The organism is Sinorhizobium arboris LMG 14919 (assembly GCF_000427465.1).
In the GTDB taxonomy this organism is placed as follows: Bacteria; Pseudomonadota; Alphaproteobacteria; order Rhizobiales; family Rhizobiaceae; genus Sinorhizobium; species Sinorhizobium arboris.
On record NZ_KE386498.1, the window covers coordinates 2318 to 3126 of the forward strand.

The window sequence follows — 809 nt, forward strand, 5'->3', positions numbered from 1 at the left end:
CAGCGAATGGCCGCCGAGCTCGAAGAAGTTGTCGTGGCGGCCGACCCGCTCGATGCCGAGCAGCTCTTCCCAGATCCCGGCCAGCAGCGTCTCGATCTCGCCCTGCGGCGCCTCATAGGCTCGCCGCGCATAGGCCTCGTCATCAGGAACCGGCAGTGCCTTGCGATCGAGCTTGCCGTTCGGTGTCAGTGGCAGCACATCCAGCCGCACAAAGGCTGACGGCACCATGTAGTCCGGCAGCAGGCCACCGAGATGGGCCCGCAACGCCGCCGGCAGCTCAGCGCCACCGGCCTCGTCCGACCCGTCCGCCGCCTTCGCAACCACATAGGCGACGAGCCGCTTGTCGCCCGTCGCATCCGGGCGCGCCACGACGGCCGCATCGGCGACAAGCGCATGCTCGCAGAGCCGGGCGGCGATCTCGCCCGGCTCGATGCGGAAACCGCGGATCTTCACCTGCTCGTCGTTGCGGCCCAGGAACTCGAGGTTGCCATCCGGCAGATAGCGCGCCAGGTCGCCGGTCCGGTACATGCGGGCGCCGGCCTCGCCGCTGAACGGATCGGCCAGGAACCGCTCCGCCGTCAGCTCCGGGCGGTTGAGGTAGCCACGCGCCACTCCTGCCCCGCTGATATAGAGCTCGCCCGCCGCCCCGAACGGAACGGGCTGGCCATGGTCGTCAAGCACATAGATCCGCGTGTTCGCAATCGGACGGCCAACCGTCTCGACGACAGCCTGTCCTCTTGGCATGCAAATCCATGTCGAATAGGTCGTCGTCTCCGAGGGACCATAGAGATTGCAGATCGTCTGTGTAG

Annotated in this window: 1 protein-coding gene; it reads right to left on the bottom strand. The window is 67.4% G+C overall.

Annotated features, from left to right (window positions below; all coding sequences use genetic code 11):
* A partial coding sequence (locus SINAR_RS01000000134595; protein ID WP_033058582.1) for a non-ribosomal peptide synthetase occupies positions 1-809 on the bottom strand: 809 nt, incomplete at both ends.